20 protein-coding genes are annotated in these 22,745 nt (G+C 52.8%); 5 read left to right on the top strand and 15 right to left on the bottom strand.

What is annotated here, in order from left to right; translation table 11 throughout:
- Positions 1-313: 313 nt before the first annotated feature.
- The 7 genes from Q4544_RS01400 to Q4544_RS01430 all read right to left on the bottom strand — a co-directional run bounded on the left by Q4544_RS01400 (position 314) and on the right by Q4544_RS01430 (position 8,490).
- A complete protein-coding gene (locus Q4544_RS01400; protein ID WP_303503445.1) occupies positions 314-1,099 on the bottom strand; it encodes a crotonase/enoyl-CoA hydratase family protein in 786 nt (261 codons plus the stop codon).
- A 29-nt stretch (positions 1,100-1,128) separates the two neighbouring features.
- Positions 1,129-1,986 carry a hydroxymethylglutaryl-CoA lyase gene (locus Q4544_RS01405; RefSeq protein ID WP_303503446.1) on the bottom strand — a complete coding sequence of 286 codons (858 nt, stop codon included), beginning with the start codon at positions 1,984-1,986 and terminating at the stop codon, positions 1,129-1,131.
- Positions 1,979-2,650 (bottom strand): glutathione S-transferase family protein, encoded by a 672-nt coding sequence (locus Q4544_RS01410; RefSeq protein ID WP_303503449.1) that lies wholly within the window; start codon positions 2,648-2,650, stop codon positions 1,979-1,981. The genes Q4544_RS01405 and Q4544_RS01410 overlap by 8 nt, the downstream gene beginning before the upstream one ends.
- The gene (locus Q4544_RS01415) at positions 2,647-4,596 is read right to left on the bottom strand and encodes an acetyl/propionyl/methylcrotonyl-CoA carboxylase subunit alpha (RefSeq protein WP_303503450.1); all 1,950 of its coding nucleotides are present in this window, start codon (positions 4,594-4,596) and stop codon (positions 2,647-2,649) included. The genes Q4544_RS01410 and Q4544_RS01415 overlap by 4 nt, the downstream gene beginning before the upstream one ends.
- 98 nt (positions 4,597-4,694) lie before the next feature.
- Positions 4,695-6,299: a carboxyl transferase domain-containing protein gene (locus Q4544_RS01420; protein WP_303503451.1), complete on the bottom strand. Its 1,605-nt coding sequence runs from the start codon at positions 6,297-6,299 to the stop codon at positions 4,695-4,697.
- The gene (locus tag Q4544_RS01425; protein WP_303503453.1) at positions 6,299-7,459 is read right to left on the bottom strand and encodes an isovaleryl-CoA dehydrogenase; all 1,161 of its coding nucleotides are present in this window, start codon (positions 7,457-7,459) and stop codon (positions 6,299-6,301) included. The genes Q4544_RS01420 and Q4544_RS01425 overlap by 1 nt, the downstream gene beginning before the upstream one ends.
- A gap of 104 nt (positions 7,460-7,563) precedes the next feature.
- Positions 7,564-8,490 (bottom strand): LysR substrate-binding domain-containing protein, encoded by a 927-nt coding sequence (locus tag Q4544_RS01430; protein ID WP_303503455.1) that lies wholly within the window; start codon positions 8,488-8,490, stop codon positions 7,564-7,566.
- A 144-nt stretch (positions 8,491-8,634) separates the two neighbouring features.
- Here Q4544_RS01430 and Q4544_RS01435 point away from each other — a divergent pair, with 144 nt between their 5' ends.
- Positions 8,635-9,492, top strand: coding sequence for a DMT family transporter (locus Q4544_RS01435; protein ID WP_303503456.1), 858 nt, complete (start codon positions 8,635-8,637; stop codon positions 9,490-9,492).
- Here the strand turns inward: Q4544_RS01435 and Q4544_RS01440 are convergent.
- Together Q4544_RS01440 and Q4544_RS01445 are read right to left on the bottom strand one after the other, a co-directional pair.
- Positions 9,489-10,682 (bottom strand): DegT/DnrJ/EryC1/StrS aminotransferase family protein, encoded by a 1,194-nt coding sequence (locus tag Q4544_RS01440; protein WP_303503457.1) that lies wholly within the window; start codon positions 10,680-10,682, stop codon positions 9,489-9,491. The genes Q4544_RS01435 and Q4544_RS01440 overlap by 4 nt on opposite strands.
- Before the next feature lie 95 nt (positions 10,683-10,777).
- Positions 10,778-11,446, bottom strand: coding sequence for an HAD-IIIA family hydrolase (locus Q4544_RS01445; protein WP_303503458.1), 669 nt, complete (start codon positions 11,444-11,446; stop codon positions 10,778-10,780).
- Positions 11,447-11,590: 144 nt separating this feature from the next.
- On the opposite strand from Q4544_RS01445, the gene glmU reads away from it, so the two are divergent.
- From glmU to Q4544_RS01460, 3 genes are read left to right on the top strand one after another with little or no spacing between them, the layout of a single operon-like run.
- Entirely contained in the window at positions 11,591-12,946 is a 1,356-nt protein-coding gene (gene glmU / locus Q4544_RS01450) for a bifunctional UDP-N-acetylglucosamine diphosphorylase/glucosamine-1-phosphate N-acetyltransferase GlmU (protein ID WP_303503460.1), read from the top strand.
- Positions 12,946-14,769 carry a glutamine--fructose-6-phosphate transaminase (isomerizing) gene (glmS, locus tag Q4544_RS01455; RefSeq protein ID WP_303503463.1) on the top strand — a complete coding sequence of 608 codons (1,824 nt, stop codon included), beginning with the start codon at positions 12,946-12,948 and terminating at the stop codon, positions 14,767-14,769. The genes glmU and glmS overlap by 1 nt, the downstream gene beginning before the upstream one ends.
- Complete coding sequence (locus Q4544_RS01460; RefSeq protein ID WP_303503466.1) at positions 14,769-15,455, top strand: DNA alkylation repair protein; 687 nt, start codon at positions 14,769-14,771, stop codon at positions 15,453-15,455. The genes glmS and Q4544_RS01460 overlap by 1 nt, the downstream gene beginning before the upstream one ends.
- On the opposite strand, the gene Q4544_RS01465 is transcribed toward Q4544_RS01460, so the two are convergent.
- The gene (locus Q4544_RS01465) at positions 15,452-15,874 is read right to left on the bottom strand and encodes a hypothetical protein (RefSeq protein ID WP_303503468.1); all 423 of its coding nucleotides are present in this window, start codon (positions 15,872-15,874) and stop codon (positions 15,452-15,454) included. The genes Q4544_RS01460 and Q4544_RS01465 overlap by 4 nt on opposite strands.
- A 65-nt stretch (positions 15,875-15,939) precedes the next feature.
- On the opposite strand from Q4544_RS01465, the gene moaA reads away from it, so the two are divergent.
- Positions 15,940-16,944, top strand: coding sequence for a GTP 3',8-cyclase MoaA (moaA, locus tag Q4544_RS01470; protein ID WP_303503471.1), 1,005 nt, complete (start codon positions 15,940-15,942; stop codon positions 16,942-16,944).
- Here the strand turns inward: moaA and Q4544_RS01475 are convergent.
- The 5 genes from Q4544_RS01475 to Q4544_RS01495 form a co-directional block, all read right to left on the bottom strand.
- A complete protein-coding gene (locus Q4544_RS01475) occupies positions 16,941-18,101 on the bottom strand; it encodes a M20 aminoacylase family protein (RefSeq protein ID WP_303503472.1) in 1,161 nt (386 codons plus the stop codon). The genes moaA and Q4544_RS01475 overlap by 4 nt on opposite strands.
- An 18-nt stretch (positions 18,102-18,119) precedes the next feature.
- Positions 18,120-19,280 (bottom strand): acetylornithine deacetylase, encoded by a 1,161-nt coding sequence (gene argE, locus Q4544_RS01480; RefSeq protein ID WP_303503474.1) that lies wholly within the window; start codon positions 19,278-19,280, stop codon positions 18,120-18,122.
- A 64-nt stretch (positions 19,281-19,344) separates the two neighbouring features.
- Positions 19,345-20,622 (bottom strand): DUF3422 family protein, encoded by a 1,278-nt coding sequence (locus Q4544_RS01485; RefSeq protein ID WP_303503476.1) that lies wholly within the window; start codon positions 20,620-20,622, stop codon positions 19,345-19,347.
- Between the two features lie 150 nt (positions 20,623-20,772).
- A complete protein-coding gene (locus Q4544_RS01490; RefSeq protein ID WP_303503477.1) occupies positions 20,773-21,138 on the bottom strand; it encodes a VOC family protein in 366 nt (121 codons plus the stop codon).
- Between the two features lie 173 nt (positions 21,139-21,311).
- Entirely contained in the window at positions 21,312-22,745 is a 1,434-nt protein-coding gene (locus Q4544_RS01495; protein ID WP_303503479.1) for an NAD(P)(+) transhydrogenase (Re/Si-specific) subunit beta, read from the bottom strand.

A 22,745-nucleotide genomic window follows, 5' to 3' on the forward strand; every position in this document is an offset into this window, starting at 1 on the left:
GATCAGAATGGGGTTTACCCCTGCCCCAAGGTGGGGTCAACCAAATCTGGCTATATTCGAACTCTTTTGCTGGAACGGTTAGCAAACCTACAATAGCCCCTGTGAAAATTGTGTGTTGAGCCATTACGCCGCAGCCAAATTAGGCAAGATTCTTAAAAAAACTTTAACGAATTTTTCGGCCGTGAAACAAATTGCACGGCGTGATGCATCACGCAGCCACTCCGATTCCCAAAATCAACTTTGGATGGGCACAAATTTCAGCGCTGTCTTTCAATCGTACGTTTCAACCCGCGAAACGTACGAATTGTACGTTTCATTTGGAAATCCAAGCCGCAGGACGCTTGTCAAAGAACGCACCAACGCCCTCTTTGGCCTCATCCCCATCCCAACACGCCACAAGCTCGCGGATCGTGTGATCAATAACGGCGTCATCAATTCTTGGCCCCAACGAACGCGCTAACGCTTTGGCCCGCGCAACCGCTTCAGGCGCGCAGCTCAGGTATGGCACAACTTCGTTTTCCACAGCATTATCAAGCTCTTCTGCAGGAACGGCCTTGGCCAACAAACCCAATGTCACAGCTTCATCCGCGCCAAACAGGCGCGATGACATAAACACACGCCGCGCCATAGCCTCGCCCATGCGGGACAGAACATATGGTCCAATTGTCGCCGGGATCAGACCCAGCTTTGTTTCGGTCAGTCCCATCTTCAAGGTGTTCACACCAATCGCTACATCGCAAACCGAAGCCATCCCAACACCACCGCCAAAGGCGTTGCCTTGAAGCCTTCCGATCAGTGGTTTTGGTATATTATTCAATGAATTAAGCATTACAGCTAATTTACGAGCTTCTACAAATCGCGTCTCAGAGTCAGCTGCCATTTGCTCTTTCATCCAAGCTAAATCACCACCCGCACAAAAGCTTTTTCCACCCCCCGTCAACACGACAACACGCACCTTGGGATCTTCGCCAAGCTGTTTCGCCGCCGCAGTCAGCTCCAACATCATCTCCGCCGACATCGCATTGTGCTTTTCAGCGCGATCCAACGCCAATGTCGCAACACCGCGTTCATCTATTTCGATACTGATGGTATTATACATGTCGACCCCTTAGTGGATGTCTATTATTATCAATGACTTGAACGCATAGAACGCGCCATTTCTGCAGCCTTCGCAAGCACGTCAGAATCCAGCCCAGTCTCAAAACCCAAAGCCCGTAACCGCGCATCAACCGCTTCCGTCGCTACATTCCCAGCCGCTCCCGGCGCATAAGGACAGCCGCCTAATCCACCAACAGCAGCATCAAACACGCGCAGACCCATCTCTAAGGAAACCTCGATATTCTCCAACGCACGTCCAGCCGTGTCATGATAATGACCTGCCAGTTTTTCTGCTGGAGCCTCCTGCAAAACCGCTTCAAGCATAGCGCGGATGCTTTCAGACGTCGCCTGCCCGATGGTATCCCCAAGAGAAATTTCGTAGCAATTAAAATCACTTAACGCACGAACAACATGTGCAACCTGTGCCGGATCCGTGGCCCCATCATATGGGCAATCCGTCACACAGCTCACATAGCCCCGAACCGGAAGCCCGACAGAATGTGCCTTTTCAACCACCGGCGCAAAACGTTCCAAGCTCTCGGCAATGGTCGCGTTAATATTGGCTTTCGAAAACCCTTCTGACGCGGAGCCAAAGATCGCAATCTCATCCGCCCCAGCTTCTATGGCTCGCTCAAGCCCCTTCATATTCGGCGTAAGTGCAGCATAAGAAATCCCTGCGCCACGCGTAATACCCGCCAAAACGTTCGCTGAATCTGCCATTTGCGGTACCCATTTAGGCGATACAAAACTAGCAACTTCAATCCGCTTGAACCCAGCACCACTCAGACAATCGACCAATGAAATCTTGTCTTCAGTCTCAATCAACTGTTTTTCATTCTGAAGACCATCCCGTGGCCCAACCTCAAAAATATCAACGTATTCAGTCACCTGCACCACCTTCTGGAACTGGATAAAAGTCCTTTGAGTAGAATTCCTGCGCCCCATCCAACGCCCGAGCACTCTGATAAGCAGGACGTTTTTCTATACGTTCAATATAGGCCAACACATTTGGAAACGCGTCCATCTCAACAAAATACTTCACCGCAAACAGGTTATAGCCAAGCATGGTATCCACCGCCGAAAAACCTGACGCCAACAACCACTCCTGTGTAGCCAGCACCTTCTCTAACGGCTTCAGCGTCTTGCGCAAACGCGCAACATCCAGCTTCACAACTGCTGGCGAAGCCACCGCTGGGGGCCGCAAGAACACAACCTGCAAATTCAATGACGCCAATATGCTGGCCTGCGTTTCAGCAAAAGAGAGCCATTGCAGAAAATCGACGCGTTCAGCATGATCAACTCCTGGAGCCATGCCAGACAACGGTCGCGACTCACATAAATACTGAACAATCGCCGGGCTTTCGAAAATAACCTTGCCATCGACTTCCAACGCAGGAACCCGCCCCGCCGGTGAAATCTTCAGAAAATCCGGATCACGGAGCGACCCGTCGGTGATGCTGTAATGACTGATATCACAGCTGAGGCCCATTTCTTCGAGCAACCAAAGGATGCGAAAAGACCGCGATGCTGAAACGTGGTGTAAGCGGATCATGCGTTTTCCTGACTGTCATCCTCTAAGCGGATCAAAGCAGCGCCAGCTTCAACCTGATCGCCATCATCCGCCAAGACCTCTGCCACAATACCATCGCGCGCGGCCAACAAGGAATGCTCCATTTTCATGGCTTCCAAGATGGCCAAACGATCCCCCTCTGCCACGGTTTGCCCAGCCTCAACAAAAACAGCCTTCACCAACCCAGGCATCGGCGCTTCGATCAGGTTACCATTGCCAATCATTCCAGACGATTGATCAAGAATATCAACATGTTCAAAGGTGATGCCAAAGCGGTCAAATACGGTAATTTGTCGATCTGACATAACCGTTTTTGCAATCCTATTCCCGCCAATGCGCCAGCCCAATGGCCCACGTAACGCCAGGATAGATACACCATCCACATCCGCGGTGACTTTGTCTGCGCCTTCAAAATTCAGTTTTACAGTAACAGCCTCGTCGTCTCGTCGCAGATAAATGCTCCGCGCGAGAGGCTCCCACAAAGTAAAGCCCATCTCAGTACCCGCATCGCCTAGTAAGTTAGCCGCCGCCATAGCGGCCACCGCCGCTGGCACGGCCCCAACCTCTGGTATCTCTGTCAAAGCTTCCAGATTACGGGCAATCAAACCCGTATCAACATCCCCCGCCGCAAATTGATGGTGCGCACTTAGCGCGCCCAGAAAGGCGAGGTTTGTCACAGTGCCCGCCACTTCACACCCAGAAAGCGCCTGTTTCATCTTCGCTAAAGCCACGGATCGAGATGCCCCATGCACAATAATTTTGGCAATCATCGGATCATAAAACGGGCTAATCACATCACCCGCACGCACACCACTATCTGCACGGCACGTTTCCGGGAACTGTAGATGGCTTAACGTGCCAGTCGCGGGCAGAAAACCCTTTGGTACGTCTTCGGCATAAAGCCTGGCTTCAAAACTATGGCCATTAATCGTCAAATCGTCTTGCGCCAATGGAATTGGCTCGCCTGCCGCAACACGCAATTGCCATTCCACCAGATCGACACCGGTGATCAGCTCAGTCACAGGGTGCTCCACCTGCAAACGTGTGTTCATCTCCATGAACCAGAACCCGTCAGCGCGTAACCCATCAGAGCCATCCACGATAAACTCAATCGTGCCCGCACCTTTGTATCCGATGGCCTCTGCTGCCTTGACGGCCGCATCCCCCATTGCCTTGCGCACTTCCGCAGTCATCCCTGGCGCGGGCGCTTCTTCGATCACTTTCTGGTGGCGGCGTTGCAATGAACAGTCCCGTTCGAACAGATGCACGGCCGAAACGCCATCGCCAAACACCTGAACTTCAATGTGGCGCGGTTGCTGAATGTACTTCTCAATCAACACATCTGGGTTGCCAAAGGCAGTCGTCGCCTCGTTCTGAGCACTGGCCAAGGCAGAGGCAAAATCGCCAGCCTCTTCGACCAAACGCATGCCTTTGCCGCCGCCGCCCGCAACAGCCTTGATCAAAACCGGGTATCCAATTTCACCTGCCTGCTGTTCTAAAAACACAGCATCCTGGTTTGCGCCATGATACCCGGGTACAACAGGCACACCTGCTTCTGTCATCAAAACTTTCGCAGCATCTTTCAGCCCCATGGCACGGATGGCATCGGCAGATGGCCCAATAAACACGAGCCCCGCGGCATCGACCGCATCCACAAAGTCCGGGTTCTCGGACAGAAATCCATACCCCGGATGAATCGCCTCAGCGCCTGTATCCAACGCGGCTTGAATAATGACATCACCCTTTAGATAGCTCTCTGCAGGCGCCGAACCGCCAATATGAACGGCCTCACCAGCCATCTCGACGTGCTTAGCCTGTGCGTCGGCATCGGAATACACGGCAACGGTTTTCACGCCCAACGCATGCGCCGTTTCTATAACCCGACAGGCGATTTCACCTCGGTTGGCAACTAGGATCTTGTCAAACATTGGCGGCCTCCTGGACCATGATCTTCATCTTTCCAAAAATACTCCGGGGGTAGGTGTGAAACTCTGTTTCACACAAGGGGGCTGGCCCCCTTACCCTTTTACATCCGGAACACACCAAATTTTGTTGGTTCAATCGGCGCACAGAGTGAGGCACGCAGCGACAGCGCCAATACATCGCGTGTTTTGCGAGGGTCGACGATGCCGTCATCCCAAAGCCGCGCAGAGGCATACAGAGGGTGACTTTGCTCTTCGAACATATCAATCGTGGGCTGTTTAAACTGCGCTTCTTCTTCCGCAGACCAGCTACCACCTTGACGCTCAATCGCATCACGCTTCACTGTTGCCAAAACACCAGCTGCCTGTTCCCCACCCATCACGGAAATCCGTGAATTTGGCCACGACCACAAGAACCGCGGCGAATAGGCCCGTCCTGACATGCCGTAGTTACCGGCACCAAACGATCCGCCAACCAACATCGTGATCTTAGGGACATTTGTTGTGGCAACAGCCGTCACCATCTTGGCACCATGACGCGCGATGCCTTCGCTTTCGTACTTACGACCCACCATAAAGCCCGTGATATTCTGCAAAAATACCAAAGGGATATTACGTTGACTGCAAAGCTCGATGAAATGTGCACCTTTTTGCGCTGCTTCTGAGAACAAGACACCATTATTAGCGACGATACCAACAGGGCAGCCTTTGACATGCGCAAAACCCGTCACCAACGTCTCACCAAAACGCGCTTTGAACTCATCAAACCGAGAGCCATCTACAACTCGCGCAATGACTTCACGAATATCATAGGGCGTTCGCAAATCTGTTGGAACAACGCCCAAAATCTCCGACGGATCATACAATGGCTCTTCTGAGCTTTGCCACGCAACCGTCTGCGGATTTTCCCGGTTTAGATGGCTTACCGCCCGGCGCGCCAATTCCAACGCATGCGCGTCATTCTCGGCCAAATAATCAGCCACACCAGACAGACGTGTATGCACATCACCGCCGCCAAGATCCTCGGCTGTTACAACTTCACCTGTTGCTGCCTTCACAAGCGGTGGACCCGCCAAAAAGATCGTGCCCTGCTCTTTTACGATGATCGTCACATCTGACATCGCAGGCACATATGCCCCGCCAGCCGTGCAAGACCCCATAACAACCGCGATCTGAGGAATGCCTTTGGCACTCATCCGCGCTTGATTATAGAAAATCCGGCCAAAGTGATCGCGATCCGGAAACACTTCATCCTGATTGGGCAAGTTCGCCCCACCACTATCCACCAAATAAATGCATGGCAGGTTGCATTCCTCAGCAATTTCCTGCGCGCGAAGGTGCTTTTTTACAGTCATCGGGTAATACGTACCGCCTTTGACGGTCGCATCATTGCAAAGCACCATGACGTCCTGACCATGCACTTGGCCAATCCCGGCAACGACACCAGCACAAGGTGCGGCGCCGTCGTAAAGACCATGCGCAGCAGTTGCACCAACTTCCAAGAACGGGGAGCCTGGATCAAGCAGGTTAGCTACACGCTCGCGCGGTAGCATTTTACCTCGGCTCAGATGACGTTCCCGAGACCGTTCGCCGCCCCCCAATGCAGCGGCTTGCGCCACATCAGATACAACTTTGATCGCTTCAAGATGCCCCTGAACGTTCGCCTTAAACCCGTCCGAGGACGGAAGTGCCGTAGACTTCAGCTGCATTACATTTTCCCCATCAGCTCACGACCAATCAGCATGCGGCGAATTTCGCTGGTGCCCGCACCGATCTCCATCAGCTTGGCATCGCGGAAAATCCGAGAGACTGGTGTTTCATTCATAAAGCCCGCGCCGCCCATGGCTTGCACCGCTTGGTGCGCAACAACCATCGCTTCTTCCGAGGCATACAGAACACAAGCCGCAGCGTCCTGACGGGTCACTTGACCACGATCACAGGCTTTTGCCACCTCATACACATAAGCCCGTGCAGAGTTCATCTTGGTGTACATATCGGCGATTTTGCCCTGCATCAGTTGGAAGTCGCCAATAGGCCGACCAAACTGCGTGCGCTCTTTCAGATACGGCATCACCTCATCCAAACATGCCGCCATGATCCCAGTTCCGATGCCTGACAAAACGACACGTTCGTAATCTAGGCCAGACATCAAAACACGCACACCGCGTCCCTCTTCACCCAGAATGTTCTCAAACGGCACTTCGACGTTTTCAAAAATCAGCTCGGCTGTATTCGATCCACGCATGCCCAACTTGTCAAAGTGTGGAGAGACCGAAAAACCAGCCATATCTTTTTCAATGATAAAGGCAGTTATGCCTTTAGAACCCGCCTCTGGATCAGTTTTGGCGTAAACAACCAGCGTATCTGCGTCAGGGGCGTTGGTGATCCAGAACTTGTTTCCATTCAAAACAAAGCGATCATTCTTTTTCTCAGCCCGTAGTTTCATCGAAACCACGTCAGAACCCGCACCGGTTTCGGACATTGCCAAAGCGCCAACATGCTCACCAGAGATCAGCTTTGGCAAATACTTAGCCTTTTGCTCTGCGTTACCGTTCAATTTGACCTGGTTCACACACAGGTTGGAATGCGCCCCATAAGACAACGACACTGACGCAGAAGCCCGCGCGATTTCTTCAACAACAACAGTATGCGCCAGATACCCCATGTCCGAGCCGCCAAATTCCTCGGGCACGGTCACACCCAGCAAGCCAAGTTCCCCCATTTCCGTCCAAAGCTCGTTTGGAAACTGGTTTTTTGCGTCAACCTCCGCAGCCATCGGCTTCACCCGGTCCTGCGCCCAGCGGTGCACCATATCGCGCAGTGCGTTAACATCTTCGCCTAGGTCAAAATTCATAGTGTGCGTAAACATGGGCAACCCCGTTATTGAACATGCGTTCATATAATAGGATTTTCAGAAACCGATCAAGCCAGCACGCCCCAGTAGGACGCGACGTCTTTCTGCGTTTTTTTGATTTACTGACCTGTAGACACCATTGCGCGAATCCACGCGACGAAGCTTTGAACATCGGCCCGTTCTGCAGCGAGGGGGCTGGTAACCACGTCAAATCCAATCCCCGGAGAGAGCACTTCATTAAAGGGTCGCACCAACAAACCGCGTTTTAGCAACCCTTCAGCAACTGGGCCACTTGCTAGAACAATGCCCAGCCCAGCCACAGCAACTTGCATGGCGTGATCATAGTCATCAAAGAACCCGGCGTTCTCATTCTTTGCAGGATCAAAATCAAACCCAACTTGCTTCGCCCAGTTGCGCCACTCAAAATATTTCCGTGCCTGAGTTACCCACCCCAACCGCGACATATCAGAATGGATCAGCGGCAAGTCTCGCAGCGCATCTATCGCAAGAGGCCGCGACCGATCCGCCAAAAGCGCGGGGCTACAAACAGGAAAAATCTCGTCATCAAACAAGCGGTGCGCGACCAAACCAGAAGTATCCCCACCATAACGAATAGCAATATCCGCCTCGCCCGCTTGCAATTGCGCTATGCGCTGAGAGCTTTCGACCAGAATATTGATCTGCGGAAACTCGCGCCGAAACGTTGATAGGTTGGGCACCAACCAACTCGACGCAAAGCTTGCCTCACAAGAGATCACCAATCGCTGCCGAATTTGCGGATCACGCATCTTTCGGACCGCTTCCGCGATCCGTTGCATGCCATCATTCAGATCGCCCATAGCTGCCTGCCCCAAAGGCGTAACCTTTAGCCCCTTACCATCCCGCTGCACCAACGGTTCGCCTATGGCTTGCTCTAGCTTGTCGACCAACTGCTTAACCGCAGCGGGCGTCACGCCCAATTCCACAGCAGCTTGCGTGAAACTCAAGTGTCGCGCTGCAGCTTCAAAAGCCCGTAGCGCATTCAGAGATGGCAACCAATCAGACATAACTTAGTTTTTCTAACCTTTGATCGCAGGACAAATGAGTTCACCTCAAAAGATATAATATATATCTATGCACTAACAACAAACTTAAAGCTGGATGCTCTAGAAATGCTAAACTATTCAACAGAAAGAAAAGCATCCATAGCAATGACCATTGCTGCTTCTATTTGGGGATTGTACTGGGTCCCGATTCATTATCTTGAAGGGTTCGGGATCTCAGGTATCAGCGCCGTCGCATTGATCAATGCGATACCTGCCATCGTGCTATTAGGTTTAACTTCACTACAATGGCGAGACGTTCGTGGCACATTCGGTCGCGCTGCATTTGTTGGCTTTGTTGCAGGGCTTGGGTTTGCCCTTTACTCACTTGGTATCGTCTACGGCTCAGTCGTTCGCACGACATTGCTGTTTTATCTTACGCCCATTTGGTCAACGATTATTGGCATCCTGTGGCTTTCTGAACAAACAACTTGGCGCCGCTGGCTCGCTATTGCGACCGGCCTTTTGGGGCTGTCACTACTGGTGTCTGGCGGAACAAACACACAGATCGGCATTGGCGACATATTCGCGTTCGTCTCTGGGATCGTATGGGCCGTGGCAGCAACATTGATCCGCGCCAATCCCAGCCTGCCCTTGCCCAGCATGGCGGGCACTCAATTTGCAGCGACCGCCATCACAACCTGCGCTGTGGGCTATATATTAGGAGCCCAAACGCCAACCTATGCGGCATTCGCAAGCGCACTGCCCATCGCGACCGTTGTCACGCTGGTATTCTTCTTGCCCAGCGTGATCGCAATTTTCTGGGCGCAAAAGCGGCTTTTCCCTGGCCGCGCAGGCCTACTAATGATGTCCGAAGCTTTGGTCGCCGTGGTATCCGCCGCCCTTTGGTTCCCCGAAGAACGCCTACAGGCCCTTCAATGGATGGGTGCGATAATGATCGTAAGCACCTTCTTCATCGAAACGATGGGAACACCGCAAAAGAAGGTGGCGCTGAAACAGGCTTAGCCCCCCTGAAACACGGCACTTACTTCTGCCCGAATGATCCGCGCAATCATCTCGCAATCCTCAAGGCTAAACGTCAACGGAATACGCATATCCAGAATACTTGCCAAAACCCGATCTGATGAAGGCATTGGCGCAGACGGCGCGTAGCGCCAACTGTCATAACGGGATGTAAACGCCACCGGTTCCGCACCGCCAAACCATTTCAACTCGACACCCCGCGCCAAACAACGTGCAACGACGTCGTGCACCTTGCGTTCTTCCCAATCAAGCAAAAGGATTTGAATGGACGAACCAACAAAAGTCTCCGACTCTGGACGATGCGTCAGTGATAATCCCGGCGTGTCTGCAAGACCTTGCTCCAACACCTGATACCGCGCATTCCATGCCTCCCGCTGCTGATCAAGCCGCTTAAGCTGCGGTCGCAAAATCGCTGCTCGCAAATGATCCATGCGGCCCGAAACATTCGGCGTGTGGTATTTTATGGCCTCAAACACTTCAGGTGCTGGGGCAGCAAGGTGTCGATCATAAAGCATATAAGACCCGGACAAGATTGTCGCACGCGCCATCAATTCCGGATCAGAAGACACAAGAAACCCGCCCTCTCCTGAATTAACATGCTTATAAGTCTGCGTGGAAAAACAGCCCATTGCACCCCACAATCCAGATGGCTTGCCCTTCCAAGCTGCCCCCATTGTATGAGCGCAATCTTCGATGACACGGATACCATTGGCATCACAAATCGCCATCAACGCCTCCATGTCACACAGATGGCCACGCATATGGCTAAGCATCAAGACATCGGCTTGATCAGCCTTGGCCTCCAGATCATCAAGATCAATCACCAACTGATCCGTCACACCAACAAAAACCGGTACAGCCCCGACAGAAGCAATCGCACCGGGAACCGGCGCCAATGTGAACGCATTTGTCAAAACACGCGCCCCGGGCCCAACACCCATGGCCCGCAGAGCCGCCCCCATGGCATAACCGCCAGAGGCCACCGCCAAGCAATATGACACGCCAAGTTGGTCAGCGAATTCCTTCTCTAGCAAAGCGACTTCACCCGCCTCGCCCTCGGCCACATTATATCTATGCAATCGTCCGCTACGCATAACGTCAATGGCCGCTGCGATCCCCTCTTCTGGGATTGGTTCTTGTTGGGTGAAATTGCCGGTAAATATCTCTGTCATTGCATCACTTTGAATGGAGTGGCCCAAGGCGTCAACGCGAAGGTGCCGGATATTGCATACTGAAAGCGTGGAAACGAAAATCCTGAATAACGCGGTTAGACCGAACCGATCAAAACCTCGGTGAGCTCGCGTAATTCAGAGTAATCCTGCATCAGCGCTTCGGGATTTAGCGCCGCCATATCCTCCCCACTTGGACCAAAAGTTACAAGAATGGACGGAACGCCGGCCGCTTTCGCAGTATTACGATCGGTATCGCTATCACCAACCAAGAGACATTGCGCCGGATCACAGCCCAAGCGCCTGGCCGTTTCGATCAAAGGTAGCGGATCAGGTTTTCGAACCGTCAAAGTATCGGCACCGACCAACGCGCCAAAGACGTCGCGCACCCCAAGCTCCTTGAGAAGCTGATCCGCCAACCCTTCGGGCTTGTTCGTACAGATACCCACGGCGTATCCGGCAGATTTCAAACATTCGACAGCGTCAATCGCACCCGGATACAGTTTTGTATGCACAGCAATCGCCGTACCATAGGCACTCAGCAACATTGGATAATAGGTGTCCACCACCTGCGGATCAAAAAGCCCCAAACGCTTCAATCCCACAGTCAGCATCATGCGACCACCACGCAAAGCGACACCAGCATCCCGGCCCGGATCAAGCACATCACCATGCCCCATCTCTCGGAAACATACATTCGCGGCCTCAAGCAAATCCCCACTGGTATCTGCCAGTGTCCCGTCCAGATCGAAAATCACGGCTTTCATGCCAATATCCTTACTCAAATGACGCCCAAAGCGGCTTTTCGCCCAACACTGTCACAAACCGCAACCAACTTTGAAGCGAGACCCCCTTGCGCCTTACCCCCAACCCGATAAAACGGCCGGAAGTTAATTACAAAGAGAATTTATATGAGTATCGCTCTGGTTATCCTCGCCGCAGGCAAAGGCACACGGATGAACTCCGACCTCCCGAAGGTGCTGCACGAAATTGCAGGCGCGCCTATGCTTGTGCATGCCATGAAGGCCGGAGCAACTTTGGAACCGGAACGACAGGTGATTGTCGCAGGTCACGGCTTTGACGCTGTCGACGCTGCCGCAAAGGCGTACGATCCCGAAGCTGTTGTTGTCTTGCAAGAAGAGCAAAAAGGCACCGGCCACGCAGTGATGGTCACACGGGACGCCCTTGATGGCTTTACCGGTGATGTGCTTGTTCTTTATGGTGACACCCCTTTCATCCAGCCAGAAACGCTGGAACGTATGGTCGCCGCACGCAAAGATCACGCCGTAGTGGTTCTAGGTTTCCAAGCTGATCCAAGCGAGAAATACGGACGTTTGGTCATGCAAGGCGAAACGCTTGAAACAATCGTTGAGTTTGCCGACGCAACGAATGAAGTCCGCGACATAACCTTCTGTAATAGCGGCGTAATGCTTATTCGCGGCGAAGTTCTCTTTGATCTTCTGGACGCGACTACAAACCAAAATGCGTCTGGTGAATACTACCTCACAGACCTTGTAGAAATTGCCCGCGAAAAAGGCCTTTCCTCCACTGCGATTTCTTGTGATGCGACGGAAACCATGGGTGTAAACTCTCGCGTCCATCTGGCAGAGGCCGAAGCTGCCTTCCAAGAACGCGCCCGCACCAATCTGATGGTAGACGGCGTAACCTTAATTGATCCAAGTTCTGTTTACCTCAGCCATGACACCATCATCGGCCGCGACACAGTCATTGAACCCAATGTATTTTTCGGCCCAGACGTTACCGTAGAAAGCGGCACGCGCATTCGTGCGTTCTCTCACCTTGAGGGTGCTCATGTCTCACGCGGCGGCACAGTCGGCCCTTATGCCCGACTTCGTCCAGGTGCCGAACTTGCCGAAGATGTTCACATCGGCAACTTTGTTGAGATCAAAAACGCGATTATTGATGAAGGCGCAAAGGTTAATCACCTATCCTACATCGGTGATGCATCCGTCGGTGAAAAGTCAAACATTGGCGCAGGCACGATTACCTGCAATTATGATGGCGTGATGAAACACAAAACCACCATCGGCAAACGTGCGTTTATTGGATCAAACACCATGCTCGTCGCGCCGGTTACAATTGGCGACGAAGCCATGACCGGAAGCGGGTCTGTTATCACGAAAGACGTGGAGGAAGGTGCGCTGGCACTTGCAAGGGCCCCACAAGTATCAAAACCGGGCATGGCACGCAAATTGTTTGAAATGTTAAAGCTAAAGAAGAAAAACCTTTCCAAAGGACTGAATTAATGTGCGGAATTGTTGGTGTACTAGGTAATCACGAAGCAGCCCCAATGCTGGTGGAGTCTCTAAAACTGTTGGAATACCGCGGATATGACAGCGCAGGTATTGCAACAGTAAATAACGGCGTTCTTGATCGACGTCGCTCCCTTGGAAAACTCGTTAATCTTTCAGATTTGCTTGTTCACGAGCCTCTCGCAGGCAAGTCCGGCATCGGCCACACCCGCTGGGCCACACACGGCGCGCCATCGGTCGATAACGCTCACCCACATCGTGCGGGTCCTGTGGCAGTCGTACACAATGGTATCATCGAGAACTTTCGTGAATTACGCGAAGAACTCTCCCAAGCGGGCATCCCGTTTCATACGGAGACAGATACCGAAACCGTCGCCCTACTCACACAACTGCACTTACAGCAGGGTCTGACACCAGTAGAAGCTGCGCGCAAAACGCTTGCACGACTTGACGGTGCATTTGCCCTCGCCTTCCTCTTTGAAGGCGAAGAAGACCTGATCGTAGCAGCCCGTAAAGGTTCGCCACTAGCGATTGGCCATGGTGACGGCGAAATGTTCGTAGGCTCCGACGCCATCGCTTTGTCTCCGATGACAAACCAAATCACCTACCTCGAAGAAGGTGACAGCGCAGTTCTAACACGCACGTCGCTTGAAATTCGCAACGAGTCCGGCGAAATCGCCAATCGGGAAAAACGCACAATCGAAGTCGGGACTGCACGTGTCGATAAAGCCGGTCATAAGCACTTTATGTCCAAAGAGATTGCCGAACAGCCCACTGTCATCGGCGAGGCTGTACGCCATTATCTGTCCCAAGACGGTACACAGGTAAATTTACCTGGCCAAGACATCGACTTTTCCAAAATCGAACGCATGACAATGGTCGCATGCGGTACAGCATTTTACGCCTGCCTGACCGCAAAATATTGGTTCGAACAACTCGCAGGCATTCCCGTCGAAGTCGATATCGCCTCGGAATTTCGCTACCGCGAACCTCCGATCACCAAAGGCACCGTCGCGCTATTCGTAAGCCAATCCGGCGAAACAGCCGACACATTGGCAGCGCTTCGCTATTGCGAAGGCAAAGTTGATAAAATCCTATCCGTCGTCAACATGCCCGAAAGCTCTATCGCGCGTGAAAGCGATGTCGCATTGCCAATTCTTGCAGGCACTGAAATCGGCGTAGCATCGACCAAGGCATTTACCTGTCAGCTAACTGTCATGTTGATGTTGGCCCTAAAAGCCGCATCAGATCGTGGCACCTTGTCAGACGAAACCATCGCCGATCACCTGTCATCCCTGCGTGCATTGCCAAGCGTGCTAAACACCGCTCTGGAAATTGAAAGCCAGATGGAGGCGATCACCCGCAAGCTCGCCGAAGCGCGCGACATCCTATTCTTGGGCCGCGGATTAATGTACCCACTGGCGCTTGAAGGCGCGCTAAAACTAAAAGAAATCAGCTATATACACGCCGAAGCTTACGCAAGCGGCGAGTTGAAACATGGCCCAATTGCGCTGATTGACGAACATGTGCCTGTGGTTGTTTTAGCGCCTAAAGACAGCTTGTTCGATAAGTCGATCTCGAACATGCAAGAAGTCATGGCACGCAACGGTAAGGTGCTGCTAATCACTGACGAAGCAGGCCTAAAAGAAGGCGGCGATGATGTCTGGAATTCTATCGTTCTTCCAGAAGTCGACCCAGTTCTCAGCCCAATTCTCTATGCGGTTCCAGCACAGCTTTTGGCCTACCACACGGCAATTGCCAAAGGAACAGACGTGGACCAACCACGAAACCTCGCTAAATCAGTGACCGTTGAGTAATGGGATTTACCGTCGAAGACGCAATTGAACAGCTAACCGCCTTGGCCGAAACCGGCCAAGCGGAACAGAAAGCAGCATACCACAAACAGACACGCCCAGTATTGGGCGTGCCAAATCCAGCAATCAACGACGTATCCAAAACATGGCGCCAAACGCTCACCGTTGAAGAACGCGTCACCCTAGCGGATAACTTGTGGAAAACTGATATATTCGAAGCTCGAATTGCGGCGTCCAAACTCCTAACCCAACAACGCCTACGCCCAGATGATGCCGCTTGGGCACTTATCCAAAGTTGGGTACCAGAGTTTGACAGCTGGGCCATCGCCGACCACGCCTGCTCTGCCGGGCAAAAGCGTTTGATTGCAGACCCTTCCCGACTGGATACCGTGGAACAATGGACCACATCAGAACATATGTGGACACGCCGAGCGGCCTTAGTCATCACACTGCCTTGGACAAAACAGAATTTCCCAAAACCACATGAGCTAGAAACGCGTGATCGCGTTCTGGGCTGGGCCGCGACCTATGTCACTGATCCAGATTGGTTTATTCAGAAAGCTGTCGCTTGGTGGCTACGTGACCTCTCAAAACATGACGCAGACCGCACCCGAGCCTTCCTTGCAGAACATGGCGAGACGATGAAGCCATTCGCCCGCAAAGAAGCTGCGCGGCATTTACCCGACTAAACGCCAGTCACCGCAATCTCAGGCAGCCCCGTCAGCGGAGCGCCAATCGCGCGCATCGCGTCGAGCGAAATCAAGCTACCAGAGGTGGCTGGCCCATCAATTGGCAACAATTGCACCGATGCGCTTTTCCCATTGAAACTGATGCGCCCATTCTGCGCGACAGAAACCAAAGGCGTTTTCATCCACAATCCGGGCATGCTGGCATCCAATGATGCAATCGTCACGCCCAGCGTGCCGACCCGTGCGGTCCCGGCCGCAGCGACCTCAACCACTTCATTATCTGTAGGCCGCGCTTCGGGCCGCACCTCGCCTAATTCGGCGTTTACGGTGGGTTTTGTTTCAGAATTCTCGCGCAAATTAATATCTGCACACCCCGCCAACCCGATCAAAACAATGCTACTAAGTACAAAATATCTCATGTCACCTTCATTCCTGTGTCCCAATGCCCCTTGCTCCTCAAGACGACACTGCTTAAGTCTAGCTTATGACAGCCCCATTGATCGACCCATTTCAACGCACGATTGATTATCTGCGCGTTTCCGTGACCGACCGTTGCGATTTTCGTTGTGTCTATTGCATGTCCGAAGACATGACCTTTCTGCCAAAGAAAGATCTGCTGACACTCGAAGAGCTTGATCGCATGTGTTCAACCTTTGTGCGAATGGGGGTGAAGAAACTGCGTATTACAGGCGGTGAACCGCTGGTACGCCGCAATATCATGACCTTTTTCAAGGCAATGGGCCGTCATCTAGACAGCGGCGATCTACAAGAGCTGACTCTCACAACAAATGGCAGCCAGCTCCACCGTTTCGCGGACGAGCTTTATGCCTGTGGTGTGCGCCGCGTGAACATTTCACTGGACACGCTTGACGAAAAGAAGTTCGCGGACATCACCCGCTGGGGCCGGTTGGAAAACGTCATTCGTGGCATTGATGCCGCGCAAAAGGCGGGTCTTCGGGTCAAAATCAACGCTGTCGCGTTGAAAGGCTTCAACGAAGACGAACTGCTGACCATCATCAAATGGTGCGAAGAGCGTGATATGGATCTAACATGGATCGAAGTCATGCCGATGGGTGATTTGGGCAACGAGGATCGGCTTGATCAATATTGGTCCCTCGAAGACATGCGCAAAACGCTCCGTGAAACCTTCACACTAACAGAGCTTACAGAACGTACCGGCGGCCCTGCCCGCTATGTTCGCCTCGAAGAAACTGGCCAAAAAATTGGTTTCATCACACCGCTGACCCATAACTTCTGCGAAAGCTGCAACCGCGTGCGCCTAACCTGCACCGGCGAGCTGTACATGTGCCTCGGCCAAGAAGACATGGCTGACCTACGCGCACCCCTGCGCGAAAGCGAAGGCGACGCACTGTTGGAAGACGCCATTCGCAACGCAATTTCACACAAGCCCAAAGGCCACGATTTTGACTATTCTCGCCAGACGGTGGATGGCCAAATGACCCGCCACATGAGCCATACCGGCGGTTAAATCGGCATACGCTGTTCGGCGATACCCGCCCACCAGCTACAGCCCGCCGGAATAATATCATCGTTAAAGTTATATTCTGGGTGATGCACCATGGCGCTATCGCCGTTGCCCACCAGAATATACGCGCCGGGGCGCTCTTCTAGCATATAGGCAAAATCCTCACCGCCCATCACCAACGGCGCCTCAGCACAACCACCAGCGACAGAGCGTGCCACATCAGCCGCGAACTCCGTTTGCGTCTCATGGTTTACCATCACCGGATAGCCCGGCATGTAATTCACATCTGCCTCACCACCAAAGCTTTGGCATTGTAGCGTGCAAATGGCTTTGATCCGTTCCTCGGCCAAGGCGCGCATCGCTTTGCTCATGGTGCGTACGGTGCCTTTGATGGTCACACTCTGTGGAATGACGTTAAAGGCGTTAGAGCTCGTCTCAAACGAGGTCACAGACACCACCAACTGATCAACCGGATCGGCATTCCGGCTCGCAATGGTTTGCAGGGCCAACACAACATGGCTCGCCATAACAGTTGGGTCGATGCCGTCGTGTGGTTTGGCCGCATGGGCACCCTGCCCAATCAACTTAATCTCAAACAAATCCGTCGCCGCGAAAAAGGCACCGGGACGAATGGCAAAGGTGCCCGCAGGAACACCCGGCCAATTGTGCATCCCATAAACCTCTTGAATACCAAACCGATCCATCATGCCATCCGCACACATTTCACGGCCACCGCCACCGCCCTCTTCAGCCGGCTGAAAGATAACAACAACAGTGCCATCGAAATTGCGCGTCTCCGCAAGGTACTTCGCAGCGCCCAACAACATCGACGTATGCCCATCATGCCCACAGGCATGCATGGCCCCATCAGTCTTTGACGCATAGTCTAAACCGGTTTCCTCGTGGATCGGCAGGGCATCCATATCCGCCCGCAATCCAACGACCTTACCCGAAGCAACAGACCGCCCCTTAATTACGCCAACAACGCCCGTACGGCCAATCCCGGTCACAACCTCGTCACAGCCAAACGCACGCAGCTTTTCTGCCACCAGCGCCGACGTCCGATGAGTTTCAAACAATATCTCAGGATGCGCATGAATGTCGCGTCGCCATTCCGTAATTTCAGGCAGCAACTCGGCAAAACGGTTTTTGATCGGCATAGTGTTCTCCTGTGGGTGTTATCCCACCAATTCCTTAAGCAATTGACGCATAAAGACTTCTCCAGCATCAAGCTGCGCTACGTCAATAAATTCATTCGGCTGATGGGCCTGTGCAATGTCACCCGGGCCACAAACAACGGTGGAATATCCAGCCTGCTGAAACTGCCCACCCTCGGTCGCATAGGATACAACATTCGCGCTATTGTCCCCGGTCAAACGCCGCACCAAGGCTTCCGCTTCTCCATCAGCTTCAGGCACCAACGGGGGCACATCAAAGCCAAGCGTCAGATCAATCCCAGCCTCAGTCACCACCGCCTGCATGTCTGTTTCAACATCCCGTACCACGTCTAGAAACGCGGCCTGCCAATCGGCAACCGCCTCCCCGGGAACGACCCGGAAATCCAGCTCAAATTCGCAATCCTTCGCGGTAATGTTATGCGCCGTCCCACCGCTGATTTGCCCCACATGAACGGTTGAACATGGCGGATTAAATACAGACGCGAGTTCAGAAGGCTTAGCCGCCAGCCCCTCGGCATTTTTTGCATTCGCCCATTCGATCAACCTAACGCCATACATGATGGCATTCACCCCTGTGTGTAACATCGAGGAATGCACCTCATGCCCACGTACATGAACATGATAAGACGACGTGCCCTTGTGCCCACTAACAGCCTTCATCATCGAAGGCTCGCCAACGATCACAGCAGTCGCCCGAGGCAGGTCAGCCATCGCTTCGATCATGCCCGGCGCTCCGATGCAGCCGATTTCTTCGTCATAACTCAGTGCCAATTGTAAGGGACGCGTTACACCAGCATATTTGGCCTCAACCAAAGCCCAAATCGCAAGCGCATCAAAACCCTTCATGTCGCAAGTGCCCCGGCCATACAGCCGACCATCGCGCTCTATCACGGTGAAAGGATCAGTATCCCACGCTTGGCCCTCAACAGGTACAACATCTGTATGCCCAGACAGCACAACACCGCCTGCCTCCATCGGACCAACATGGGCAAATACCGCAGCTTTCGTTCCTGTAGGATCATAATGGCGATGGCTCTTGATCCCATGTGAGGCCAAGTACCGTTCCACCCAAACAATCAGATCAAGATTGCTAACAGAGCTTACAGTTGGAAACCCAACCAAAGCCTCAAGGATCGCACGTGCAGAAAGCCTATCGGTCATCACTCACTCGCCTAACCAGTTCACTCATCCTCTTTATAGAAGGAAAGAGAACAGTCAAATCACGCTAATGCATCTTGGCTTTCATCCGCCGGATCAACCACCAAACAACCCCAATAACAGGCAATGTTAGCCCCGCGATCAGCACCCCCTTAGAGATGCCCAAAACGCTCGTCAGCGGGTAAAACAAATAGGCCGCCAAGGACACCGCATAGTAACTGATCGCAACAACCGACAGCCCTTCAACCGTTTCCTGCAATCGCAACGCCAAATCGGCACGACGATCCATACTTTCCAGCAGTTTTTGGTTCTGCGCAGACCGCGCCACATCTACTTTGGTCCGCAACAATTCCCCGGCCCGCATTGCCCGATCCGCCAGCGTCTGAATGCGCCCTTCGGTCGAAGCCACCGTACGCATCGCAGGATCGTACCGCCGCATCATGAATTCCGCAAAAGTCTGCCGCGACGCATAGGTCTCTTCCCGCAAAACCTCGATCCGCTGCTTTACAATCGCTTCATACGCGCGCGTCGCACCAAAGCGAAAAGACGTCCGCGCAACCAATGCTTCCAACTCGCCGGAAATCCCCAAAAGCGTATTCAGGGTTTCTTCCGCTTCAGCGTCACCGCTCATGTCATCCATCAACGCCGTCAACTGAGGCTCAATCCGTTCCATTTTCTCAGACACATCCCGAGATTGCGCAAAGCCAAGCATAGACATCGACTTATAGATCTCAATCTCGCAAAGTCGCTGTACCACGCGCCCAATGCGCTGGCGGCCAACATTCTCTGACGGAAACACCGCAAACCGCAAATGTCCGGCGGCGCAAATACGAAAATCCCCAGCGATGATCGCGGAGCCATCCAAAACCGAACTCACCGCCAAACTCTCAGGAACAAACCAGTCCTTTAGCTTCTTTGTTAAGTCATCATCTGATGGGCGCTGCTCGACTCGGATCAAAGCGGATGTAAACCGCATCCCCGGCGCTTCTGCCAGCCAATCCTCTGGGAAAACCTCAAATTCAGCCGGATCAAACGCACGATCAGACAACCCCGGAGTAAACATCGTAAACGTCACAAATTCCGCGTGCTGTTCCCACTTCAACTCGTGCCGCCCCAAAGATCCCGAATAATGCGTTGCGCCAGGTTGCGGATGCGGCGCACCAAAGCGATCCAGAAGCTTTATCAGAAAACCCAAATCATCGCTTTTAGACCGGCCAACTGCATCTCGATCCTTCATAATCGCCAAAAACGCCGCCATCGAAGGCGCCAACAACGACGGGAAAGGTCGCGCATGCAGTTCGTTGGCAAGCTTATAACGCAGCGGATGGTTTTCTATTGGCGTCATCAAAGGCTCCTGTCATCAAAGCAAACCTATCCGCAAAGCCAAAATTGTAAAGAAATTTATTTATTTCAACAGCTTACGTGAATACGACGGTATACAAAACCTGTAAACCACTGAAATCCCCATGCCATTTTGAAACCTTTGATCGCCCATTCAAGTTTTCGGGGGTTCCCACAACTCAATCGGATTGCCTTCTGGGTCATGAATACGCGCAAACCGGCCATATTCACCGTCTGCTTCCCACTCTGGATTGGTTTCCACCGCGATCCCCGCGGCCCTTAGCTGCGCCATCATCGCATCAATATCATCGACCCGAAAATTGATCATCCATGGCTGCGCCATCAAACCAAAATATTCAGTGTCTTTCGCAAATGGCGCAAACACCGTGTATCCCGCTTCTGTGGCCCAAGGCAGCTCTGCAACCTGATCCACCCCAAGATGCGTTTCGTACCATTCAGCCAATGCCTTCGGGTCCTTTGCCCGAAAGAAAAAGCCACCAATTCCATTTACTTTTTGCATGACATCCTCCTGTGCCTGCCCATTCTAACACAGTGGGAAATAAGTGCGGAAGGCACGCTCCACCAACGTATCTAAAGGGTCGCACATCCAACGGTTTGCCCCATACAAAGCATCCACGCATAAAAAAACTCCGCCAAAAAGGCGGAGTTTTCAATTTTTATTTAACGTTAGCCTTAAGAGATCAGCGTCAGCAATGTATCCAAGGACGCTTTCGCATCACCATAGAACATGCGTGTGTTCTCTTTGTAGAACAGCGGGTTTTCGATACCGGAATACCCAGTACCTTGACCACGCTTAGACACAAACACCTGCTTCGCTTTCCAGCATTCCAGAACCGGCATGCCCGCGATTGGAGAGTTCGGATCTTCTTGTGCCGCTGGGTTAACGATGTCGTTGGAACCGATAACAATCGCAACATCCGTTTCCGGGAAGTCGTCGTTGATCTCGTCCATTTCCATCACGATGTCATAAGGCACTTTTGCTTCAGCCAGCAATACGTTCATGTGACCCGGCAAACGACCCGCAACTGGGTGGATCGCAAAGCGAACCTCTTTGCCTTTTGCACGCAAACGACGTGTCAGCTCCGCAACGTTCTGCTGCGCCTGTGCAACCGCCATACCGTAACCCGGGATGATGATCACAGAGTCTGCTTCGTCCAAAGCTGTCGCAACACCGTCCGCATCAATCGCCACTTGCTCGCCTTCGACTTCCATCGCAGGACCAGTTGTGCCGCCGAAACCACCAAGGATAACGCTGACGAACGAACGGTTCATCGCTTTACACATGATGTAGGACAGGATCGCACCAGAAGAACCAACCAACGCACCAACCACGATCAACAGGTCGTTGCCAAGGCTGAAACCAATCGCTGCTGCTGCCCAACCCGAGTAAGAGTTCAGCATGGAAACAACAACCGGCATATCCGCGCCGCCGATACCCATGATCAGGTGGTAACCGATGAACAGCGCCGCCAAAGTCATCAACGTCAGTGGCAGTACGCCACCGGTGTTGCAGTACCAGATCAAGCAGATCGCAGACAGCACCGCCGCGCCAGCGTTCAACATGTGACCGCCCGGAAGCTTCGTTGCCGCCGAAGACACCTTGCCCGCCAATTTGCCATAAGCAACGACAGAACCAGTGAATGTCACCGCACCAATAAAGACACCCAAGAACAGCTCAACCCGTAGGATGCCGATCTCAATCGCGTCTTTCTTAGCCAAAAGTGCTGCAAAACCATCCAACGCTTTCTTTTCGGCATCGTCCATAACCAGTACGCGGCCCAGTTCAATATGCGCGATAACGCCCACAAAAACCGCAGCCAAACCAACCAGCGAGTGCATCGCAGCCACCAGTTGCGGCATTTCGGTCATCTGAACCTTTTGCGCAACGTAGTAACCAATCGAACCACCACCGGCGATCAGCAGGATAGACAAAAGCCACAGACCAGAGCCCGGACCAATCAGCGTTGCAGCCACGGCCAAAGCCATACCTACAATACCATACCAAACAGCGCGTTTCGCGCTTTCTTGACCGCTCAGACCACCCAATGACAGGATGAACAGAACTGCTGCGACGACATAGGCCGCTGTAGTGAAACCAAATTCCAT

Source organism: Cognatishimia sp. 1_MG-2023 (genome assembly GCF_030548175.1).
Taxonomy (GTDB): Bacteria; Pseudomonadota; Alphaproteobacteria; order Rhodobacterales; family Rhodobacteraceae; genus Cognatishimia.